Here is a 14,911-nt window from a genome sequence, read left to right as displayed (position 1 = left end):
TTATGGCAAAGGTTTACGGTATCATTTTTGCCCATGCCGATTTACCTCAAGCCTACAAGAAGGTCTTAGAGTCAATCTTCGGGAAGGTATCTGATTTTGCCTTTCTCTCTAATGCTGGTCTCTCCGCCGCGGAGATGAAACGGAGGTTAAGAAGTAAGTTATCACGCATCAAAAACGAAAAGGTTATTATCTTTGTGGATGTGGAGGGGGGAAGTTGCTCTCAGGTCTGTTTAGCCTTGAAAGAAGATTTTAAGGATATTGTGGTCATCGCGGGGTTAAATCTTCCCATCCTCTTCAAATTCCTTCAGTATCGGGACAGAGTTGACTTTTCTACACTCCTCTCCCGCTTATTGACCGCAGGGAAGAACGGGATAAAGATTATAGATTGGAAAAGGCTCTCTACCTCCGGGATTTGAAGGCTCAGCATTCGCAAGGCATTGGCTTATCTTATTCCCAGGCGATAAAATTTCATGGCCATAATGGACCTTTTCTTGCCTTAGGCTTTCGGATTGGAAAAGAAATAAAAAGGTTCTTAAAGCCAGAGGGGATTACTGACCTTTTGGCAATAGTTGGTATAGAAAAAAGGAAACCTTTTACCTGTATCATTGATGGTTTACAATGCTCTTTAGGGACAACGATGGGTAAGGGGAATATAATTTTAAGGAAGGGTAAAGGCTGGGTGAGGGTGAAAAATCGGAAAACGGGAAAGGCAGTCAAATTTAAGATTAAGAAGGAAGTAATTACCCGTTGCCTCAACTCCCAAGACTTATCTCAGGATGCGGATGAGATATTGAAAGAGAAAGGAGAAAATCTCTGGTTCTCTTCTTGGAGTAAATAGGATTTTTTCCGTTCTTCCCCTTCGGTGCTTGGGTATTGACTTTAATCAGACGGGTGCGACCCGTAATGGATGGCAATTAGGCTTCTATTTTCCCTTCGGATTAAACCCTTAATTAGACATAGGATTAAACTCTTTATTATCCCTTCTATTAAACTCTGGATTAAAGTTCCAATTATACCCTCTTTTAGAGTATTTATTAAATCCCCAATTAAAACCTTTATTAAATCTCCAATTAGGTGTAAAATTATCCCTTCTTTTAGACCTTATATTATCCCTTCCATTAAATCCCTGATACCATCCCCTGTATGCTACACCCCTTTTTATAAAGATAAAACCCTCCTGTTTGATAAAAATCTCACTCTTAATGCCATTTTGTTAACTGCTAATTACCCGATAATACCTCCTTAATCTCTCTTCTGATAATTATAAATCCGCCCCAGGCGGATACCTCCAAAAGGGGAAAATCCTTAATAATTTCTTTTAACTTCTTCATAGCCCTCTATAATAAATACGGAAATACCCCCCAATTTCTGACACAAAATTTCCCCCCTTTTTTATAAGTCTTTAACTTACAATAACTTATTTATTTTGGAAAATGGTGATTTGGGATAACAAGAGGAAGTGTTTTAGGTAATTGGGGAATTGACTTTTTCTTTTCTTTTGTTATTCTATGTAGTGCTTCGGAATTCGCTTGCGGAAAGAAAGGCGTTAGTTGAAGAGTTAAGGAGAAAGGGGATAGAAGACGAACGGGTCTTATCCGCCTTTCTTAAAATCCCGAGGGAAATTTTTATTCCGGAAATTTACCGGCCTTTGGCTTATGAGGATTGTCCGATTAGTATCCATCAGGGTTTAACAACATCCGCTCCTTTTACTATTGCCTTTATGCTTCAAAACCTTTTGCTGAAAGAAGATTCTAAGGTGTTGGAGATTGGCACTGGGAGTGGTTACCAAACCGCGCTTTTGGCTCTATTAGTAAAAGAGGTCTTTTCCATTGAAAGGATAAAAAGTTTAGGGAGGGAGGCGGAAGAGAGGCTTTTTGGTTTAGGGATAAAAAATGTCTCTTTCCGTTTTGGGGATGGATTTTTTGGCTGGGAAGAAGAGAGTCCCTTTGACCGGATTATCATCAGTGCCTGTTTAGAAACTATCCCTAATCCTTTATTGGCGCAGTTAAAGGATGGGGGAAGGATTATCTATCCCAAAAAAGTAGGGGAGAAGCAATTTATCTATCTCTGCCTAAAATTGAGCGAAAAGATAAAATTGCGTCCCTTACGGGAAGTAATCTTTTCGCCTTTGGTGCGCTGAAACGGGGCGTAGCGCAACGGTTAGCGCGCTTGGTTCGGGACCAAGAGGTTGCTGGTTCAAATCCAGTCGCCCCGATTTTTTATGAAGGAAGAAATTAAGGTAAAAAGGTTAATCTCGGAAAGAAAGATTAAGAGAAGGGTTAAGGAATTGGCGAAAGAAATCTCTCGGGATTATAAAAATTCGGTACCGGTTTTGGTCGGTGTCTTAAAGGGAAGTTGGGTCTTCTTTGCCGACCTGGTGCGGGAGATGAAAATTCCTGTGATCTGTGATTTTATCAGTATCGCCTCCTACGGAAAGAAGACTAAAAGTTCGGGGAGGATTAAGTTGGAGAAAGGTTTGCGGGAGAAGGTGAAAGGAAAGGAGATAATTATCATTGAGGATATTATTGATACCGGATTGAGTCTTAAATATCTCCTTCAATACTTAAAAAGGAAAAAGCCAAAAAGTATTGCCATTTGTGCCCTTTTGGATAAAGAGGAGAGGAGGGAGGTTAAGATTCCGGTTAAGTATGTTGGTTTTAAGGTGCCGAATAAGTTTATCGTTGGCTACGGCATTGATTATGCGGAGAGGTTCCGTTATTTGCCCTACATTGGCTATATTGAACGAGAGTGATATGGATAATCTCTTATTGAAGAATGGGAGGTTAGTAAATATCTTCACCGGAGAGATTGTCAAAACTAACATTTTGGTCTCTTCTGGAAAGATTAGAGAGATCGGTCCGTACCTCTCCGGAGAGGAGGAGATTGACCTTAAAGGGTCTTATCTCCTACCGGGTCTGATTGAGAGTCATATCCACTTAGAAAGTTCCCTTCTCTCACCCAATGAATTCTCCCGACTTACCCTCCTTTCTGGTACCACGACTTTAATCTGCGACCCCCATGAGATTAGTAATGTCTTAGGGATTAAGGGGATTTATTATCTCTTAAAAGCGACCAGAAACCTACCCCAGGATTTCTATTTTCTCATCCCTTCCTGTGTCCCGGCAACAAAATTTGAGACTGCGGGTGGAAAGATTGGCTTAAAAGAGATGAGGAGGTTATTAAAAGAGAAGAGGATATTGGGTTTGGCAGAGGTGATGAACTTTCCCGGAGTGATTAGCGGGGATAAGGAAATTTTAGGGAAGATAAGATTGGTGCAAAAAAGTGGGCGGGAATTGGTGATTGATGGCCATTCTCCGGGTTTGAGGGGAAAAGACTTGGCAATTTATCTCTTCTCTGGTATCTCCTCCGACCACGAATCTGTCAATGCCGAAGAGGCAAAGGAGAAGTTAAGTTTGGGGATGTGGATAATGGTGAGGGAAGGGTCAGCGGCAAAAAACTTAAAAGACCTTCTGCCGATTATCAACTGGCGAAATGAGAGAAGACTCCTTCTCTGCTCTGATGATATCCATCCGGAGGATTTATTAAAAGAGGGTCATCTCAATGCCATTTTGAGAAAAGGGGTCTCTTTGGGGATAGACCCGATTCTCCTTCTCCGGATGGCGACCTTAAATCCCGCTACCTACTTCCCTTTGCGAAACATCGGGGCGATTGCCCCTGGTTATCGGGCGGATATGACAATTGTTAAGGACTTAAAGGATTTTAGGGTTTTGATGGTGATAAAGAACGGCGCGGTCGTGGCAAAAGATGGGGAGATTGCCACTTCCCTAAAAGGTTACGAACTTCCTAATAAATCAACCTTTCGAGTGAAGGGTCTCTCCTTAGAGAGATTTTTGGTTAAGGATGAGCGGAAGGTGATTAAGGTGATAAAGGTTTTGCCGGGGCAGATTATAACAAAAAAAGAGTTGGTAGTGCCGAAGGTGAAAGAGGGAGAGGTTATTTCTGATACCGAAAGGGATATATTGAAATTGGTGGTGATTGAGAGGCATAAGGGAACTGGTAATATCGGGATTGGTTTTGTGAGTGGTTTTGGCTTAAAGGAAGGGGCGATTGGTAGTTCGGTGGCGCACGATTCTCATAATATAATTGTGGTCGGGGTTAAGGATGAGGAGATATTTTCCGCGGCGAAAAGGATTATTGAGATGAGAGGGGGGATGGTGGTATTGGGCAGGGGGAAGATAAAGGAATTAGCACTCCCGATTGCCGGCCTTTTATCGGATAAAAAAGCGGAGGAGGTTATTTCCTCTTTAGAAGAGATGGGAGATTGGGCAAGAAAACTGGGATGCCAACTTGTTAATCCCTTTGCCACGCTCTCATTTCTCGCCTTACCGGTTATCCCGGAGTTAAAACTCACTGATAAAGGTCTTTTTGATGTTGAGAAGTTTCAATTTGTCCCAATTTTTGGTGATTAAATCTTTATAAGGGGGAAAAGATAATTATTTTTGGCTAGGGAGAATCTTAAAAGGTAAATCCCTTTGGGAACTTCTTTCCCTTTATCATCCCGACCATCCCAGATGATGGTATAACCTCTGGAAATCACATTTTCCTTAATGAGGGTCTTAATTTTTTCTCCCAAAATGGAATAAATACTAATACTAATCTTTTTTTGTCCGCGGTAGCGGATGAGGGTAGATTTGGAAAATGGGTTTGGGAAGATTTGGGGAGAGAGGATTTTCTGAAAGGTATCTTCGCTGACACTGAGACCAGATGTATACCAGATATCATTCCGGGGAGTGCCATCATTACCCCCTAAAACCCAAAGCCGATTATCAAAAGAGACTAAGGTATTACATCTTCGCCTGGACCAAGGGGCAACTGGTAACGCCTCTTCCCAGTTTATGCCGTCTTCGGAATACCAGACATCGTTTCTTAAATTCAGACTATCCAATCCACCCCCAAGCCAAATTTTATCTTGAAAAACAGCCGCCGTGTAGCAAGACCTAGGTGGCCATTGGGCAGAACTATTTGCCAATGTCCAGTTTCTGCCATCTTCGGAATACCAAACATCGTTGCGCACCCGGCCGTCAGTTCCTCCCAAAATCCAAATTTTATTCCGGAAATTAAGGGCGGTGTGCCGGCATCGGGGTGACCAATCCGCGGAGGGGGTAGCCAAATGCCAATCTCTGCCATCTTCGGAATACCAGACATCATTCTTTAAGTTTAGATTTCTATCTTCTCCACCCAAGAGCCAAAATTGGTTATGGAAGAGAACAATCCGGTGCCCCCATCTCGGTGTCCAGGGAGCAGAATCTATTCTCTTTTCCCAATTTATCCCATCCGGGGAAAACCAGACATCGCTCTTAAAACCATTTTGGTCGCAACCGCCAAAGAGCCAGAGTGTGTCATTGCGAACAAGAGAAACGGCACCGTGTCTTGGTGTCCAAGGAGAGGAGTCAATCGCCAAAAACCAATCTCTGCCATTAAAAGAATACCAGACATCATTCTTCCAGATTCTTTCGTCCCCACCAGCGATCACCCAGATTTGGTTCTGGGCGACAACTGAGGTATGACCCCATCTTGGTGACCAGCCCGCGGCATCAGTCGCTTTAACCCAAATAATCTGCTGGAAAAAGAAAAAGGGAAAAAGGAAGATCACTTCTATTAAATTTTCCCCTTTTTAGCCGATTAGATTCCGGGCGATAACAATCTTCTGAATTTCGGAGGTCCCTTCATAGATTTCCATACACTTGGCATCCCGATAGTAGCGCTCCACGGCGTAGTCTTTGGTATAACCGTAACCACCGTGAATCTGAACCGCATTCTTTGTTACCTCAACGCAGACCTCGGCGGCAAAGAGTTTTGCCATCGCCGACTCTTTGGAGAAGCGGGGTAGACCCTTATCTTTGCAGAAGGCGGCATAATAGACCAAAAATCGGGCGGCTTGGATTTTTGTCGCCATACTGGCGAGCATCTCTTGAATCATCTCAAATTCATAGAGATATTTGCCGAATTGCTTCCGCTCCTTTGCGTACTGGAGGGATTTTTCTAAGGCGGCCTGGGCAATGCCAACCGCTTGGGCACCGATATCAATCCTTGAGCAGTCAAGGGTGTGGAGGGCGATCTTGAAACCTTCCCCTTCTTTTCCTAAGAGATTTTCCTTCGGCACAGGACAATCTTCAAAGATGAGTTCGCAGTTGCCGGTTGCCCGAATGCCCATTAGGTCTTCGTGCTTACCTAAAGAAAACCCTTTATAACCCTTCTCCACAATGAAGCCGCAGATTCCTTTATAACCCTTTGTCTTATCAATGGTGGCAAAGACTAAAAATATATCAGCGGCACCACCGTTGGTGATAAAGCGTTTTGTGCCGTTTAAGACATAGTAATCACCGTCTAATTTAGCGGTTGTCTCTAAGGAAGCCGGGTCGGAGCCGACATTTGGCTCGGTGAGGGCAAAGGCACCAAGTTTTTCACCGCTGGCTAATTGGGGTAGGTATTTCTTCTTCTGTTCTTCGGTGCCGAAGGTGAGAATCGGATAGGAGACTAAGGAGTTATTGACCGCCACAATCACCCCGGTTGAGGCGCACGCCTTAGAAATCTCTTCAATGGCAATCGCTAAACTGACGAAGTCCATCCCGGCACCACCGTATTGTTCGGGGATAATCATCCCCATGAGACCCAATTCCGCCAATTTCTTAATGTTCTCCTTCGGGAATTCACCGGTTCTATCGTATTCCGCGGCGACTGGTTCTAACTGCTCCTTGGCAAACTTCCTGACCATCTCCTGAATCATCTTTTGATTTTCGGTCAATTCAAAGTTCATATTTACCTCCCAATTTAAGAGTTTTTTAATAACTCCCGGGCGATAATGATCCTCATTATCTCGGATGTTCCTTCTCCAATCTCCGAGATTTTTGTATCCCGATAGAACCTCTCTAAGGGCAAAGAGGTTGAAAGCCCTTCCCAACCATAAATCCTTAAGGCATCACTTGTTGCCCGCCAAGCAATCTCAGAGGCAAAAAGTTTCGCTTGGCAGGCTTCCAAATCTGCTCTTTCCCCTTTATCTTTTAAGATCGCGGCCTGGTGGGTTAGAAGCCGGGCAGCAGCGATTTGGGAGGAGAGGTCGGCTAAAATTTTATAGACCATCTGGGAGCGGGTATTTTTTTCTTTTTCCCATTGGATAATCTTTTCCAAACTTGCCTGGGCAATCCCTAAGGCGAAAGAGGCGATAGAGATCCGTCCGCCATCTAAGGTCTCCATAAAGTATTTATAACCTTCCCCTTCTCTACCCAAAAGATTTTCCTTGGGCACAAAGACATCTTCTAAAATTAACTCCACAGTATTGGAACCCCTTACTCCCAATTTATCTTCTTCTTTGCCGATGGAAAATCCCTTCATCCCTTTTTCTAAGATGAAGATAGAAATCCCTTTTGTTCCTAAACTTCTATCCAAAGTGGCGGCGATTAAAAATACTTCGGCAAAGCCGCCACTGGTGATAAATCTCTTTGTGCCATTAAGGATATAGCCGTCCTCTCTCTTTTCCGCCCTCGTTTCAATGGCGCTAGCATCAGAACCGGCATTCGGTTCGGTTAAGCCAAAGGCGGAAATCTTCTCACCCCGGCAGAGCCCGGGGAGATATTTTCTCTTCTGCTCTTCATTGCCAAACTTAAATAGGGGATAGGTGCCTAAGGAGTTGTGGGCGCAGAGGGTTAAACCGGTTGAGGCGCAGATGCGGGAGACCTCTTCGGCAATTATAGAATAGGTAAGATAGTTCTCACCCAGACCGCCATATTCCTTGGGATAGGTAATTCCTAAATAACCCCTTTGGGCGAGTTTTTTTAGATTACTCTTTAATTCCGCAAGGGACTCACCAACGGGAACAATTTCCCTTTCGCAGAAATCCCTCACCTCTTTCCTTAAAGATTTTACTCTCTCTAACATCAGATATACAATCGGTCTGGGTCAACCTCTTCCCGTAAAATTTTTAATTCCTTTTCGGTCGGTGGTTCGGTTTTACCCACATCATCGGGAATAATCAGTTCAAATCCGGTATTTTCTATTACGTCTTTAACTTCCACACCAGGATGGGTGGCTAAAAGCATCATCCGTTTAGACTTTTCCTCATAACCCAAAAGTGCCAGATTGGTTACGACACGGTAAGGACCGGTATTTGGTGGTAAACCAACCGCTTCTCGGGCTTTAGGACCGGTGAGATAACCAGGGGTTGTAATGAAGTCAACCTTTTCTACAAAACGTTTCTTATTATGCTCCCTCATAATAGCGATTGTCTTCCAACAGAAGGAACCGACATCATTGGCACCACCAGAACCGGGAAGGCGAACCTTCGGCGGAAAGTAAGGTCCGATCACCGTTGAGTTGAGATTGCCGTACATATCAATCTGGGCACCACCCAAAAAGCCGTATTCAATAAATCCCCTTTGGGCGGTCTCCATTATGTCACAAATGCCCATTGCCGCAATCGCCCGGTGGAAGGTTCGGGAATCACCGACTCCGAGTGGTAGTTTTTCCAAACTTGGACCAATACCCCCAAATTCAAAGACCGCGACCAAATTGGGGGCGTGAATTTTTTTGGCTAAAGCCGCAGCCAGCATTGGAATGCCGGTGCCGATGAAGGCGGTTTTTCTATCTTCCATCAAGCGTGCGGCAACACAGATTAAAAGTTCGGTTTCGGAATATTGCATCTTACCTCCCACCAATTTGGGACTCCAACCATTTTAATCTTTCAAGGCCGATCAAGTTAATATATTCCCAATGGTTTTTCACTCCGTAGATGTATTTATCCAAGTAGGCTTTGGTCTTTTCTGGATCCTTGGAATCTTCAAGGAATTTCTTCAAATGTTCTTCATCCCGCCAGTAGAGATAACACATCTCACCGGGATGACTGCCATAAGGTGCTTCCACCACCGCATCCACTAAATAATAGGGGATGATGGTCCTTTCTGGATATCTTTTGATCTCATCGTGGGGGATAATCTTCTCTGTTGAGATGATGAGTCTTTTGCAGGCGCGGGCAAATTCAAAGGCAAAACCCGAGATGCCGTCAATTTGACAGTTCCCGTATTTATCCGCCCGGTGGCAGTGGATGAAGCCCACATCAAGATACAAAGCGGGAAGGAGGCAGACCTTCATTTTAGTGAAAGGGCACTCTACAACTTTGGCGCCACTTCTTTTGAAGGTGTCGGTACCGAGCATAGAGCGGGTGGGTAAGAAGGGAACACCCATTGCTGCTGCCTTGAAACGCCAGGCGATTGCCGCATTTGACCATTCCGTTGTCTTCACCTTTCCCGATTCCACTGCTCGTCTTAAAATATGAGAGATGCCATAGACCTCATAGGCGACATAGGTGATGTCAAGAGATCTAACTAAATCCGCGGCTAAAAGAAAGTCAATTTCAATAATCCCTTGACCCGCCACCCGTAAATCTTTCTTTTTTTGGCGGATTAACTCCCGGATTAAGGACATCGGTGCCCGGACTGTGCCGTAGAGTTCGGTTCCGATATAATCCCCATCTTTAACGAAAGTGGCGATGGCGGTCTTCTCATCCATCACCTTTTCTTTCATTGCCAAATCTTTATTCTTATGGACCCATTCCCGGAAGCCATTCGGGTCGGGCGGGCAATATAATTCACCCAGACCTTCTTCTAAAATCTTCATAATTCCTCCGCTTTTTATAACTTGGATTATAAGAGAAAAAAGAAGGAAGTCAATCTTCTAAGGGCACTTCGGAGATGAGAATCTTTTCACAAGATTTATCCCTTTCCCGGAAGATAAATAGGACCTGCCAACCGGCAATCTCTCCTTTCGGGTCACGGAGAGGGGCAAAGTATCTCAAAAAGAGGTATTTATTAACTGTATCCCGCCCGACAAACTTAAATTCAAACTCAGTATCATCCGGAATAGGAAAGAACTTTTTGGTGAGGTAAATAAGAAACTTCTTATCCTTTTCAATTTCCCTTCGCCACTTGGTCACATCTTCCTTAAAGCCGTTACCGTTAGAGATAACAATAAAGAAATCTTCATAATGACCAACACTTGCCTTTTTGTCCGCATCCTTTAAGATCTTTGACTGAGGCAGGCAGGAAAGGAGAAGGATAATTATAATTTTGGGGATAAAAATCCTATTAAACTCGCCGAGGGAAGTTTTTGATAACCCCATATAATATTTTACAAAATAAATGGATTTCGTCAATCTAAGGTATTGAAGTCGGGAAGAAATTTGACTTTACTAAAATTGGGATTATAATTTTTCTTATGAAAAGATCACTTAGAATTAAGGGCAGGAGGTTTTTTATGCTAAAATCTTTAAGTTGCCTTTTCTTTTTTCTTTCTCTTCTCTTGGCGGGAGAAATGGAGTTTGATTTTATTCTCAAACCCAATTCCCTTATCTTAGAAGAGAAGGACGGGTTTATCATCCCCCATCTTGCCGATGAGGTCTTTCTTTCTGAACCCGGCAATCCACTTTTACCCCAGGTTCCGGTAAATCTCTTAATCCCGCCGGATGCCGAAGGAAAGTCGGTTGAGGCAATACCAATCGCCTCTCAGGAATTTTCCTTAGATAAAAAGATTTATCCCGCTCAACCACCTAGACCAATCTCTTATAAAGGAGAAATTCCTTTCACTTCTCCAACTGAGGCGGTCTATTCTTTAATGGCGGAATATCCCAATTCCTTTGCCGAGGGGTTAAGAACCGGAACCAAGTCCGGTTGGCGCATCTCTTCTTTTCTCTTAAATCCGGTTCGTTATCTACCAAAGGAGAATAAACTGGTCTTTTACTACCACCTTCGGGTAAAAGTTAATTATGATTTATCCCTTGACTATTCACCAACTCCCATCACCCCTTCCCAAAAGGAATTATTTATTAAAGAGGTAAAATCAATTGTCAAAAATCCCGAGGATGCAGAAAGATACGCACCACCTTTAAGATTTTCCGATAATCCGGATGTTGATTATGTAATTATCACTACCAATGCCCTCTCTACCTATTGGGATAATTTTAAGACTTGGAAGACAAAGAAAGGATTTTATACTGAGGTGAAGACAACGGAATGGATAAGTTCTACTTATCCGGGAAGAGACCTGCAAGAGAAGATTAGAAACTTTATTATTGACTACTGGCGAAATCAGGGTTTGAAGTATGTCTTATTGGCGGGTGACAATTCGGTTGTTCCCTGCCGCCGGGCAAGGGCGGTGGTTAGTCCTTATACCGGAAATATCCCCTGTGATTTATACTTTGCCGATTTGCAATGGTCCTGGGATGGTGACCGGGATAATATCTTCGGGGAAGCGGATGGTGATACTGTTGACTTCTATGCCGATTTGTATGTTGGTCGGGCATCGGTTGAGAATCAAACCGAGATCAATACCTTCATTAATAAAGTTTTAACCTATGAGAAGACACCGGTCTCAACCGCCTACTTAAAAAGAATCCTTTTGCCTTCGGTCAATCTCTTTACCGGTTATCACGGTCGGATTGTCAATGACACCATCTCTAATATCACACCTGCGGGTTGGACCGACCAGCATCTAATTGACCCATCCGGTACTTCACCGATGAAGAACGCCTTAGATACCGGCTATGCCTTCTGTCATGCCTCAGCGCACGGCGATGATGTCGGTTTATATCATGATAACGGTTCGGCAATTTATACCACGACCCAGGCAGCGCAACAGACCAATGGTCAAAAGTTAACAATCTTAAACTCCATCGCCTGCTATCCGGGAAACTTTGAGACCTCAGACTGTTTAGCAGAGGAGTTAATGAAGAATGCTAATGGCGGTTGTGTCGCGGTGATTATGAATTCCCGGTATGGGTTTGGTCAACCACCTTCTATGGGACCTTCGGAAAAACTTGATGTCCGTTTCTATGACTTCTTCTTTAACTACGATTCATTTGAGATTGGTGTTGCCCATTCCCGAGCAAAGGATTACTATGCCGGTCCCGCGGGTTCCCAACAGGTTTGGCGTTGGTGTGTATTTGAGTTAAATCTCTTTGGTGACCCGGAGATGGCAATGTGGAGTGATATGCCCCAGACGATGCAGGTTTTAAGTCCTGAGACAATCTATACCGGTCCGCGGACCGTTCGGGTAACAGTAACTTCTGGTGGCAATCCATTGCCTAACGCCTTAGTCTGCCTTTATAAAGCGGGTGAGGTTCATTCTAAGGGTAAGACGAATACTTCGGGTTGGGTTGATTTGGTAGTTAATGCCCAAACTCCGGGGCAAATCTTTTTAACGGTCACTGCGAAGAACCGCTTACCAGTGGAAAAGACAATACCAGTGGCTACTGGGGCACCAGCACCCTTAATCGTTTATCAGTCGGTTTATATTGATGATGCCGGACAGGCAAATCCGAATAATCGGCTTGACCCAGGGGAGGCGGTTAACCTTTGGGTGACCTTAAAGAATATTGGAAATCTTAATGCCACTAATGTGACAGGTAAGTTGCGTACCGCATCTTCTTATATTACCCGGCTTGATTCTACTTCTTCTTACGGGCAGATTAATCAAGGTGATACCGCAAGAGGCGATAATTACCGGATTTCGGCTTCTTCTTCCACACCCCCAGGTAGTGTCATTAACTTTACGGTCTTTGTCTCTGCGGACCAGGGAACCTGGGAAGTGCAATTTTCTCTAACCGTTGGTCAACCCCAGATGCCTGGGACAATTGTTGCCGACCACGATACAGGGTATTGTAAATTGACGGTTACCTGTCTTGGTTCCATTGGTTATGATGCCCCGGCATTTGACTTGGGAAGTGGTTTCCGGTATCCGAAGAGTGCAGCTAGTGTCTTATATTTTGGTGGTCATCTGGCAGGGAATAGTGAGAGTTATATCGTTGACCGATTCTACGGCCGGCCAGCATCTACCTTAAATACCGATTGGCGTTTGGTGGATAGTGTTCGGCTTATCTTGCCACCTTTGGTTGGTGATGAGCATTATCGGGCAATCTATAACGATGCGGCGCATTCTACCCCAAAAGGTCTAAAAGTCTATCAGAATAGTTATATGTCTGCTCAACCCGGCTATGACGACTTCATCATCTTAGCCTTTGACTACGAGAATGCGGGGAGCCAAGCGATTAATGGCTTATATTCCGGAATTATCTGCGACTTTGACATCTCAACCGCCTCGCCACCTGCGGATTATGCCCGAACGATTAGTGCGAAAAGGGTGGCGATGATGAGAAATTCCACTACTCCTAACCCTTGTGTCGGAATTAAACTCTTATACCCGACAACCGCTCGGAATCTGAGTGTCATTGACCACGACCGGTTTGTCTATCCGGATTCAGCAATGAGCGAAGGGATGAAGTGGCGTTTCTTAAATGGCACCTATTCCTTTGCCAGTTCCAACCGGGCTTATGACTGGTCAATTTGTGTTTCCGCTGGTCCTTTTGACCTACCGGTTGGTTTTCGTCAGAGGGTTGCCTATGCCATTGTCGGGGGGAGTGATTCCCTTTCCTTTTTAGCCAATTGCGATAGCGCCCAGAGTTTCTATGACCGCTTCTTAGGAGTTTCTGAAGAAAAGAAAGGTGATTTCGTCAATAAGAGTAGTTTCTATCTCTATCCCAATCCAGCTAGGAGTAAGGTCTATCTGGCTATGGATGGGGTTTCCCAATTTACTTATGAGATATACGACTGCCTGGGCAAGAAGGTCAATTCCGGTTTTGCTCATAAACCATACTTAGAACTTCCTTTGCGAAATCTACCGCCAGGGGTTTACTTCTTAAAGATAAAGACCAATGAGCGAGAGATAGAGAAGCGGTTGGTGATTCTGAAATAGGAAAGCGCAAAATAAGGAGAAGGGGGCGGAATTTTCCGCCCCCCTTTATTTCTTGACAGGATTAAATTCTTGTTTTATAATTTTATATGGCTATTATAAGGTAAGGTTTTACCTTATCTTATAAAATAAAGAGCCATAAAGAGGGGTGATTAAAATGAAAAAGGGGAGGTTTCCATTATCGGTTTTTGGAATAATCTTTGTGGCGGTGTCGCTTTTGGCACAGACTCACTCTTGGCGGGTTGACTACTCGGATGCAACAGAGCCAAATCAAGGACGGCGGATTATCCGTAATCCAGCAAATGGGCATCTTCATCTTGTTTTTGACTACCCATATTCTTCGGTTTGGTGGGCGGCTTATACCTTCTCTACTAATTCCGGAATATCCTGGGCACCGCTTGAAGATATGCTTTCCGGTGACCTTGTCAGTCTATCGCTTCAAGGCAACAACCCTTGGGTTGCTTGGAGAGGTGCCTGGGGTGAGGATGATGATTTAGGCGGCAGTATCCGAAGAGGAACAAACAATTGGAATTCAAGTGGCTCAGAGCAATTATGGGATGATGGTTTCAATCGCATATATTCAACATCAACTGTTGTGAGTCCTTCGGGTGGAAGTAGTCCGATGGCTTATACTGTATACAGTTGGGCTGAACGGACGGAGTATCCGCCTTATTATACTGGCCGGTGTTATATCACCTTTGTTGCTTGGGATACTTTGAATGTTGGCAGGCGTCCGCGGGCAATTCCAACATCAGTTTCAGTTGTGGATGAGATTGATGTCGGTCCTGGTAATGTATATAATATGGAGGCTTCAATTGCGGTGAGCGGACATAATAATGCGGATACTATCCATATCGCTTACAAGTGGCGGGAGAATGGGGTTGACCGCATCTTTTATAAGAAGAATACGAACTGGATAAATCCTTCTCGGATAAGGAGTGGTGTGGCACCAATTTGGAGTATAAGAACTCCTATTTCTACTCCTTCTGACCCAATTACCCAGCCGGCATCTCAACCTTCCATTGAGTTTTATAATAACCGGGTCTTTGTTGTCTGGCGTGGTCCGAATGAATATGGTCAGGATATTGGCGAAATCTATCTTCGTTACCGAAATATTGGCGTGTTTAAATGGTTTCGTCCGCAAAATATAAGCAAG

General features: G+C 44.1%; 13 protein-coding genes and 1 tRNA gene. 8 read left to right on the top strand and 6 right to left on the bottom strand.

Features of this window, described 5'->3' with window-relative positions:
* The first annotated feature begins 2 nt into the window (after positions 1–2).
* The 6 genes from ABIL00_05390 to ade all read left to right on the top strand — a co-directional run bounded on the left by ABIL00_05390 (position 3) and on the right by ade (position 4,430).
* On the top strand, positions 3–416 hold the full coding sequence (locus ABIL00_05390; protein MEO0110187.1) for a hypothetical protein: 414 nt from the start codon (positions 3–5) through the stop codon (positions 414–416).
* Positions 386–838 (top strand): formylmethanofuran dehydrogenase subunit E family protein, encoded by a 453-nt coding sequence (locus ABIL00_05385; GenBank protein ID MEO0110186.1) that lies wholly within the window; start codon positions 386–388, stop codon positions 836–838. The genes ABIL00_05390 and ABIL00_05385 overlap by 31 nt, the downstream gene beginning before the upstream one ends.
* Before the next feature lie 675 nt (positions 839–1,513).
* A complete protein-coding gene (locus tag ABIL00_05380; GenBank protein MEO0110185.1) occupies positions 1,514–2,140 on the top strand; it encodes a protein-L-isoaspartate(D-aspartate) O-methyltransferase in 627 nt (208 codons plus the stop codon).
* A 2-nt stretch (positions 2,141–2,142) separates the two neighbouring features.
* Positions 2,143–2,215: transfer RNA gene (locus ABIL00_05375), tRNA-Pro, on the top strand.
* Between the two features lie 6 nt (positions 2,216–2,221).
* Positions 2,222–2,752 (top strand): hypoxanthine phosphoribosyltransferase, encoded by a 531-nt coding sequence (gene hpt, locus ABIL00_05370; GenBank protein MEO0110184.1) that lies wholly within the window; start codon positions 2,222–2,224, stop codon positions 2,750–2,752.
* A gap of 1 nt (position 2,753) precedes the next feature.
* Positions 2,754–4,430: an adenine deaminase gene (gene ade, locus ABIL00_05365; protein MEO0110183.1), complete on the top strand. Its 1,677-nt coding sequence runs from the start codon at positions 2,754–2,756 to the stop codon at positions 4,428–4,430.
* Here ade and ABIL00_05360 read toward each other — a convergent pair.
* Genes ABIL00_05360 through ABIL00_05335 form a run of 6 tightly spaced genes read right to left on the bottom strand, consistent with a single transcriptional unit; the run spans position 4,427 to position 10,132 of the window.
* Positions 4,427–5,614, bottom strand: coding sequence for a kelch repeat-containing protein (locus ABIL00_05360; protein ID MEO0110182.1), 1,188 nt, complete (start codon positions 5,612–5,614; stop codon positions 4,427–4,429). The genes ade and ABIL00_05360 overlap by 4 nt on opposite strands.
* A gap of 21 nt (positions 5,615–5,635) precedes the next feature.
* Positions 5,636–6,778, bottom strand: a complete 1,143-nt coding sequence (locus tag ABIL00_05355; GenBank protein ID MEO0110181.1) for an acyl-CoA dehydrogenase — start codon at positions 6,776–6,778, stop codon at positions 5,636–5,638.
* Between the two features lie 14 nt (positions 6,779–6,792).
* The gene (locus tag ABIL00_05350) at positions 6,793–7,896 is read right to left on the bottom strand and encodes an acyl-CoA dehydrogenase family protein (protein MEO0110180.1); all 1,104 of its coding nucleotides are present in this window, start codon (positions 7,894–7,896) and stop codon (positions 6,793–6,795) included.
* Positions 7,896–8,657 (bottom strand): CoA-transferase, encoded by a 762-nt coding sequence (locus ABIL00_05345; protein ID MEO0110179.1) that lies wholly within the window; start codon positions 8,655–8,657, stop codon positions 7,896–7,898. Before ABIL00_05345 ends, ABIL00_05350 begins: the two co-directional genes overlap by 1 nt.
* Position 8,658: 1 nt before the next feature.
* Complete coding sequence (locus ABIL00_05340) at positions 8,659–9,630, bottom strand: CoA-transferase (protein ID MEO0110178.1); 972 nt, start codon at positions 9,628–9,630, stop codon at positions 8,659–8,661.
* Positions 9,631–9,679: 49 nt separating this feature from the next.
* A complete protein-coding gene (locus tag ABIL00_05335; protein MEO0110177.1) occupies positions 9,680–10,132 on the bottom strand; it encodes a hypothetical protein in 453 nt (150 codons plus the stop codon).
* A gap of 134 nt (positions 10,133–10,266) precedes the next feature.
* On the opposite strand from ABIL00_05335, the gene ABIL00_05330 reads away from it, so the two are divergent.
* On the top strand, positions 10,267–13,758 hold the full coding sequence (locus tag ABIL00_05330) for a C25 family cysteine peptidase (protein MEO0110176.1): 3,492 nt from the start codon (positions 10,267–10,269) through the stop codon (positions 13,756–13,758).
* A gap of 154 nt (positions 13,759–13,912) precedes the next feature.
* Positions 13,913–14,911: hypothetical protein (locus ABIL00_05325; GenBank protein ID MEO0110175.1), on the top strand; the 999-nt coding region annotated here is incomplete at its 3' end.

The sequence above is a fragment of the candidate division WOR-3 bacterium genome, from assembly GCA_039801905.1.
Taxonomy (GTDB): Bacteria; Hydrothermota; Tepidihabitantia; order Tepidihabitantales; family JBDRVQ01; genus JBDRVQ01.
This window is presented reverse-complemented; position numbering and strand designations above follow the sequence as displayed.